Raw genomic sequence first — 4,007 nt, 5'->3', positions numbered from 1 at the left:
GCGTCACTTTCGGGGTTGACCCCCCGCCCCGCTCTTTCTAGATAGCGCCCCTAGTGGGCCGTTAGCTCAGTTGGTAGAGCAACTGACTTTTAATCAGTGGGTCGCAGGTTCGAATCCTGCACGGCTCACCACTTTCACGTTAAATATCAATCGCTTAGGCGGTTTCTCCCTACGTGCGTCCTCGCCTTCCGGTTTTGCCGGAAGCAATACGGAAGCACGATGAGTTAACAATTCAATCGGAATCAATGTTGCAGGCTTGCAATAGCCTATCAAGGTTCACGTTAGGCATTCTCTTGATACGCTGCAAAGAATTCTGGTTCGATTGTAAGTGCCTTTGTTTCGCGCACGCCAATGGGATTCAGGCGCGGCATAGACGATGGGATCTGCAAGCTTTAGCATCTACCCAAGTCGAGCGGCACGAACAACTTGGCAATGCCAGAAGCCGTTGCCATATTCTTTATCGCTGTGGGTTGGCATGCAGTCAGGGAATGGGTCCTTTTCTATTTTTGGCACCCATGTGATAGTGTTTATGGAGAAATAAGACTTTTGCGACCGCTTAAAGTTGTGCACCTGCGGCTCGCAGTAAAACCCTTTGACTTCGTTCTACCCGGTGGGCTTCGACGTGTTAACAATTCCTTCAAACGTGATGCAAGCCGGAGTGCGTGAAGCGAACAAAGCCGCCATTTTACGTGCGGTGCTGAGCGACCGCGACACCCGGTTAAGTGCTATGGCTGATATACATCTCGATACATGGTGTAGCCTCGGGTTTTCCTATGTGGCGGCGCTCGAAATGCTCGTCGGTTGCAGCCTAGATGTCAATCGCACGCCCCAAGAGCTCAATTCGGCTTACCCCGACATTTTGGAGGCGACGGCTTTACCCGAGATAAAACGGGCGCGTCTCCTCCAAAAGGCCCTGCGAGACGCCCTATGATCCTACGCGCATTTTGCATTTTTGCTGTCGCGTTAGGGAGTGTCACGGCTCTGGCTTCTTTTGGAAAGGAAAGCCCCATGGAAACGCGCCCATTGTGTATTGGACACGTCATCATCGACCCGCCCGCCGCTTTCCACGAAAGAGACGTAGTAGAGCCTGCCGCGTTTAATCTCTTCACACTGACACCGTTGCAAAACACGACAGAAGCGGCGTTCCACCGCCACGCAAAGGACCGAATTGATGCGCTTGCAACAGCAAGTACGAAAGAGAACGGCTTAGAAACCAGCATACCCGGCGGTGTTCTTCTCGACCTACCCTTTCCTCAAGATGACTTGCGGCAAGGCGGCACATTTTACGCTTTTCTGCGCAAGGGGGCGGCCAGTCTTGAGGCAGAGGCCACCTATTCACCGCAATTCGTCGAAGCTGTTCGAGCCGCCCTCCACGAGCTTGCGGACGGGCTAGAGCCGATTGCAGGCACACCTCCAAAGGACGCGGTCTTTTGCACGCAAACATACGCGTTCACACAGCAAAATCGCCCCACACTTGGCAGTGCAGAAACACGCTATTTCGAGACGGATGAGGGTATCATCTTAAGCGTTTCATCAAGCCGTGGGTTCTTACAGGACGATCAACAGTACCCGCGAAATCTTGTCCACGATCGTAATCGACAAGTGGGCGCCACCCGCGGCAAAGAGCTTCGATCCCCGATTGGCGAAGGGGTGCGCGATGGTGCGATGGTGCTATTTGACCCAAACAAGACAATTTTTGCCTATGAGGGTGTTGCGGGCGGCGAAAATGGGCTGACGCTCAAGGTGAGAATGAGCAGCCCGTACGCCCCGGACGCGACCTTTGTCACTCTTTGGAAGTCTGTTCTGTCCAGCATCCGGCATCTCCCGGCACTGGTGCGATGACTGGAGCAATAGATGAGGCGACGGAGCTCTGCCGAACCCCCCACGTGCTGCCTGTCGTATTTGTTCCAGGCATCATGGGATCCCGCCTACGCCAACGCGGATCGGGAGACAACGTTTGGGACCCTGTTTCGCGCAGTTTTCTTTGGCAGTATGCCGCAGCAAGTGCTGCGACACGGCGGGCTTTGTTGATTGGTCCACCAACTGCCACTTTTAACCAAAACTTTCTGGACGTGGATCATGGCGACAGTGCCCGCATGGGTGAATTTGTGGGAGCACCTTTTGGCGCGGAAAAACACGGTCGTGGCTGGGGCGGATTGGTGTGGAGTTTCTACGGGCCCTTTATGCAGTGGCTTGAGGGCACGCTGCCATCGTTGCTCGTACGCCGCAATCCGTCGATGGGATGTCTTTTTGTCGAGGCTTTTGCTGAGCCTTATAATTGGGCGGGCGACAATGGGGTTGCAGCACAGGGTCTAGACCGACGCGTGGCGCAAGCCGTCACGGACAGTGAGGCAAAGTATGCGGATCGCAGCCCGCGCATGTTGGATCCTATTGTCATCACACATTCCATGGCTGGGCTTGTCGGTCGCGCCTTTGCCAAAACGGGTGCACAAGCCGGCACCGTAAAGGCCGTTATCCACGGTGCCATGCCGACGCAGGGCTCACCTGCGGCTTACAAACGCCTCATGTCGGGCTTTGAGGGGGCTGCCTCTGTGGCGCTTGGAATAACCGGTGCGGAAGTCACGGCGGTAGGAGCAAGTTCTCCCGGTGTGCTGCAACTTTTACCAAGTCAGTTTCATGAGGATCGGTCCGGCGATCAGAAATGGCTAAAATTCTCGATCGAAGATCAGGTTTTTCATTCAGAGCCGTCCGGTGATCCGTATTTCGGGATCTATGCGCGGGAAGATGTATGGTGGCGCCCGGTGCGGCGCGGGTCCATTAACCCGTCCGTGACAGACCCCATCGCGCTACAACCCTTTTGGACAAGCTATCTTGGCAACCTACAGATCGCACGCAACTTTCACTCCTCTTTAGGCAGCGGCGCGGGTGGTTTTCACCCTAATACCTATATGCTGTATTCCGACAACATCAGTTTCCCATCATGGGACCATGTTGAGTGGCGCGCGAATACACCCACGCGCACGACTTTATCCGCGCCTGAACCGGTCCAAGTATTTGGCTGGAATACGCCAATTGACAGTCGCAGCACGGAAGATGCTCCCGCGCCTGAGTTGAACGGGATGCTTCAGGAAGCAATGCGCTCACACCGGGATCACGATGGCTGGAACATATCAACGAGCTTTCCTATTGGGGCTAAATTTGACCTTGGATCAAACGTGCCAGAAAATGCTGCGGGCGAACGCCTGGAGGCGACAGCCCTGATGCAGAACGCGGACGCAGCAGGCGACGGGACTGTGCACGCTGGATCGGGCATTCGCGTTGTACGGTCTATCGAAAGCGAAGCGACTCAAGCGGCAGTTGGCGGAAATGCGGGCTATGCCCATGATCAATGTTTCAACTCCGAAGACGTGCGCCAGCAAGTCGCCGGATGGGTGTTCGACGAGGTGAACCCTCAACTATAGTGCTCCTTAGAATGTGCCCCTTTGAGCGCCACCTGAGGTGCGACTTTTTTAGCTGAGTATAGTTTTGAGCGGGACTGTTGCATTAGGCAGCGGACTCATAAAACTCGATCCATAGCCTTCCATCTTCATCATAGTATTCGCTTTGCTGCATTCTCTCCTTTTCAGACTGAATAAAGGCCTCTTCGTCCTCCCACATACGCAATCCAAGGCTGTTCCAGCCAAGACCAAAGATAGAAAGACGGTCTTCCTGTCGTAGGACAGTTAAGAATTCCCGCGCACCATCCTCGAAACGTTGATACTCTACACCATGGAGATGGGGTGTGAGACGCGCCCTCAAGCCCAGATCGATGGGCTTTCCATCAGCAAGCCATTTTTCTAGCCACTCGCCCATGGGCGGACCTCCGTCTCGTGATACCAGCCCTCGACCTCATCGAGGAGAAGACGTCCAATATAAAGCTGTGTGATTGAGTGGCTGAACACCCATGTGAGATAAACTTCGCCGAAATGCGGAATGACAGCTCTATGTTGACGCCTGCCTTGTCTGACCATGTCATCAAACGCCGTCACTTTTGCTCTTTCAGCCCA

The 4,007-nt window shown here is 54.5% G+C and carries 5 protein-coding genes and 1 tRNA gene; 4 read left to right on the top strand and 2 right to left on the bottom strand.

All coding sequences use genetic code 11. From position 1 onward, the window contains the following. Positions 1-55 precede the first annotated feature (55 nt). The 4 genes from VJ956_RS15840 to VJ956_RS15825 all read left to right on the top strand — a co-directional run bounded on the left by VJ956_RS15840 (position 56) and on the right by VJ956_RS15825 (position 3,422). Positions 56-131 (top strand) — tRNA-Lys (locus VJ956_RS15840). Positions 132-592: 461 nt separating this feature from the next. Next, positions 593-931: a hypothetical protein gene (locus VJ956_RS15835; protein WP_324086011.1), complete on the top strand. Its 339-nt coding sequence runs from the start codon at positions 593-595 to the stop codon at positions 929-931. A 77-nt stretch (positions 932-1,008) separates the two neighbouring features. Then, positions 1,009-1,842 carry a hypothetical protein gene (locus VJ956_RS15830; protein WP_324086010.1) on the top strand — a complete coding sequence of 278 codons (834 nt, stop codon included), beginning with the start codon at positions 1,009-1,011 and terminating at the stop codon, positions 1,840-1,842. 185 nt (positions 1,843-2,027) lie between these two features. Further along, positions 2,028-3,422, top strand: coding sequence for a hypothetical protein (locus VJ956_RS15825; protein WP_324086009.1), 1,395 nt, complete (start codon positions 2,028-2,030; stop codon positions 3,420-3,422). An 82-nt stretch (positions 3,423-3,504) separates the two neighbouring features. On the opposite strand, the gene VJ956_RS15820 is transcribed toward VJ956_RS15825, so the two are convergent. Both VJ956_RS15820 and VJ956_RS15815 read right to left on the bottom strand, forming a co-directional pair. Beyond that, complete coding sequence (locus tag VJ956_RS15820; RefSeq protein WP_324086008.1) at positions 3,505-3,813, bottom strand: hypothetical protein; 309 nt, start codon at positions 3,811-3,813, stop codon at positions 3,505-3,507. Beyond that, a partial coding sequence (locus VJ956_RS15815) for a hypothetical protein (protein ID WP_324086007.1) occupies positions 3,798-4,007 on the bottom strand: 210 nt, incomplete at its 5' end. The genes VJ956_RS15820 and VJ956_RS15815, both read right to left, overlap by 16 nt.

Origin of the sequence: Marinobacter sp., assembly GCF_035268745.1 — a bacterium.
Lineage (GTDB): Bacteria > Pseudomonadota > Gammaproteobacteria > Pseudomonadales > Oleiphilaceae > Marinobacter.
The sequence above is the reverse complement of the archived record's forward strand: the minus strand, read 5'-3'. Positions and strand labels throughout refer to the sequence as shown.

What these genes read in the sequence shown, in the direction of transcription:
- VJ956_RS15830 (WP_324086010.1), top strand. Translation starts at nt 1,009, where the DNA reads ATGGAAACGCGCCCATTGTGTATTGGACACGTCATCATCGACCCGCCC.
- VJ956_RS15820 (WP_324086008.1), bottom strand. Translation starts at nt 3,813, where the DNA reads ATGGGCGAGTGGCTAGAAAAATGGCTTGCTGATGGAAAGCCCATCGAT.